The 2,667-nt window shown below is 59.1% G+C and carries 4 protein-coding genes; 3 read left to right on the top strand and 1 reads right to left on the bottom strand.

Translation table 11 applies throughout. The features are described from left to right. Nucleotides 1–223 (bottom strand): hypothetical protein (locus tag VIM95_RS22880; protein ID WP_331990381.1); only part of this gene is annotated, 223 nt, incomplete at its 3' end. 206 nt (nt 224–429) lie between these two features. Between VIM95_RS22880 and ndk the strand changes: the two genes are divergently transcribed. The 3 genes from ndk to pilW form a co-directional block, all read left to right on the top strand. Further along, nucleotides 430–855 (top strand): nucleoside-diphosphate kinase, encoded by a 426-nt coding sequence (ndk, locus tag VIM95_RS22875; protein WP_331990379.1) that lies wholly within the window; start codon nt 430–432, stop codon nt 853–855. 27 nt (nt 856–882) lie between these two features. Continuing rightward, complete coding sequence (gene rlmN / locus VIM95_RS22870) at nt 883–1,995, top strand: 23S rRNA (adenine(2503)-C(2))-methyltransferase RlmN (RefSeq protein ID WP_331990377.1); 1,113 nt, start codon at nt 883–885, stop codon at nt 1,993–1,995. 3 nt (nt 1,996–1,998) lie between these two features. Next, the coding region (gene pilW / locus VIM95_RS22865; protein ID WP_331990375.1) for a type IV pilus biogenesis/stability protein PilW at nt 1,999–2,667 on the top strand (669 nt) is incomplete at its 3' end.

Raw genomic sequence — 2,667 nt, 5'->3', positions numbered from 1 at the left:
GGGTTTCGGCCTGCAGCGGGTTGATATTGGGACCCTCAACCTCCAGCTTGGGTTCACTCTCCAGCCGGTTGAGCAGGGTAATGGCAATGGCGACGCCGATGATCAGGCAGATGGCGATCGCCAGGCGTTGCATAAGCCTTTGGCGTATTTCGCTCTGTTCATCATGCTCTTCGGGCGTGGTCTGATTGGCAGGGCGGTTGGGGCTGGGGCGGATCGCGCTCAATTGCTTGTTCGCCGCTCTGCGGCGCTCCCTGGTTTTGAATGTTTTAACGCGCTGGTATGGCTTTTGCGCGTCGCGGCGGCAAAGCTGGTAGAATATTCGGTCATTTTTACGCCGACAAGCCGCGTGGACGCGATGCGAGCGGGCTTGCAGCTTAAAACTTTTTTGTTTTCCACTCTGTCTACTTTACGATTTTTTGGAGTTTACTCATGGCGATTGAACGTACCCTTTCCATCATCAAGCCCGATGCCGTTGCCAAGAACGTGATCGGCCAGATCTATACCCGTTTCGAAAACGCCGGCCTGAAGGTCATTGCTGCCAAGATGAAGCACCTGTCGCGCGCTGAGGCCGAAGGCTTCTACGCCGTGCACAAAGAGCGTCCTTTCTTCAAGGATCTGGTGGACTTCATGGTGTCCGGTCCCGTCATCATCCAGGCTCTGGAAGGTGAAGGCGCCATCGCCAAGAACCGTGACCTGATGGGTGCGACCGATCCGAAGAAGGCAGAGAAGGGCACCATCCGCGCCGACTTCGCTGATTCGATCGATGCCAATGCCGTACACGGCTCCGACAGCGCCGAGAACGCAGCGATCGAAATCGCCTACTTCTTCGCCGCTTCTGAAGTTTACGGCCGCTAAGCAGCGGTCTAGCGTAGGACCAAGGCCATGTCCGTCAACCTGCTCGATTTCGATGCGCAACGCTTTGCCGAATTCCTCGCGGAACGCGGTGAGAAGCCGTTTCGCGCAAAGCAGCTCATGCGCTGGATTCACCACTTTGGTGAGTCGGATTTCAATGCCATGACGGACATCGCCAAGGTCACCCGCGAAAAGCTGGCGGCCGATGCAATCATCGTGCCGCCCAGCTTGATGATGGAACAAAAGTCCGAGGACGGCACCCGCAAGTGGTTGCTGGACGTCGGAACCGGCAACGGCGTCGAAGCGGTGTTCATACCCGAAGACGACCGTGGCACCCTGTGCGTGTCGAGCCAGGTGGGCTGTGCCTTGGAGTGCACCTTCTGCTCGACTGGGCGGCAGGGTTTTAACCGTAATCTCAGCACGGCCGAGATCATTGGTCAGCTGTGGTGGGCCAACAAGGCGCTAGGGCGTGATCCCAAGGGCGACCGCATCGTCTCCAATGTCGTGATGATGGGCATGGGCGAGCCCCTGGCCAACTTCGACAATGTCGTCGCAGCCATGCGGCTGATGCTGGATGATCATGCCTACGGCCTGAGCCGTCGCCGCGTTACGCTGTCGACCTCGGGTCTCGTGCCGCAGATGGACCGACTGCGCGAAGCCTGCCCGGTGGCCTTGGCAGTCTCGCTGCATGCGCCCAACGATGCGCTGCGCGACGAGATCGTGCCGATCAACAAGAAATACCCGCTCAAGGAACTGATGGCAGCCTGCCTGCGTTATCTGGAGAAGGCGCCGCGGGATTTCATCACCTTTGAATACGTCATGCTCGATGGTGTCAACGACACGTTCGAGCATGCAAAACAACTGGTGGCACTCGTCAAGGATGTGCCATGCAAGTTCAATCTGATACCTTTCAACCCTTTCCCGAATTCGGGATATGGCCGTTCCAAACCTGACGCCATCCGCCGCTTCCGCGATCACTTGATCCAGGCGGGTTATGTCGTCACTGTGCGCAAGACCCGCGGTGACGATATCGATGCCGCTTGCGGGCAGCTGGCAGGGCAGGTCAAGGACAAAACCAAGCGCACCCTCCGGCTGGCTGCAGAGGGTAAGACCACGAAGACCATTCAATTGGTGAGGGAATAGGGCATGAAGCAGGGGTTGATTGCTGTTTTGCTGTTCGTTATGTCGCTCGGCTTTGTACGGGCGGAAGAGCAGGACCCTCGCACCAGAGTCGCCAGCCTTCGCACCCAGCTTGCAGCCAACTACTACACCCGCGGCCAGTACGGCGTGGCGCTGGAAGAGCTGAAGAATGCGCTCCAGGCCAAGCCGGACTACGCCATGGCCTACAACGTCCAGGGCCTGGTCTACACCGACCTCAAGGAACTCGACAGTGCGGACAAGAGCTTCCGTCGCGCGCTCGACATCGATGCCAACGATCCCGACATCAACCACAACTACGGTTGGTTCCTGTGCAACAAGCGCGACCGTGCCGCCGAATCGCTGCGTTACTTCGCCGCTGCGCTGAAGAATGCACTTTATGAGCGCCCGGAGCGTTCCCTGCAGCAGGGCGGCCTGTGTGCCATCAAGGTCGGAGACCTGAAGCAGGCTGAGGACTATTTGCGCAAGGCCGATCGCACCCAGCCGGATAACGCAGACACCTTGCTGGGCTTGGCTCAGCTGGCCTATGCCCGCGGTGAGTTCGAAAGCACGCGGGTACTGCTGGCCCGCCAGGCTCGCCTCGGTACGCCGGAAGCTGTCGCCCTGTGGCTGAATATCCGCAACGAACATCGCCTGGGCAATAGCGAGGCCGAAGCC

The organism is Chitinimonas sp., from assembly GCF_036568685.1.
In the GTDB taxonomy this organism is placed as follows: Bacteria; Pseudomonadota; Gammaproteobacteria; order Burkholderiales; family Chitinimonadaceae; genus Chitinimonas.
This window is presented reverse-complemented; position numbering and strand designations above follow the sequence as displayed.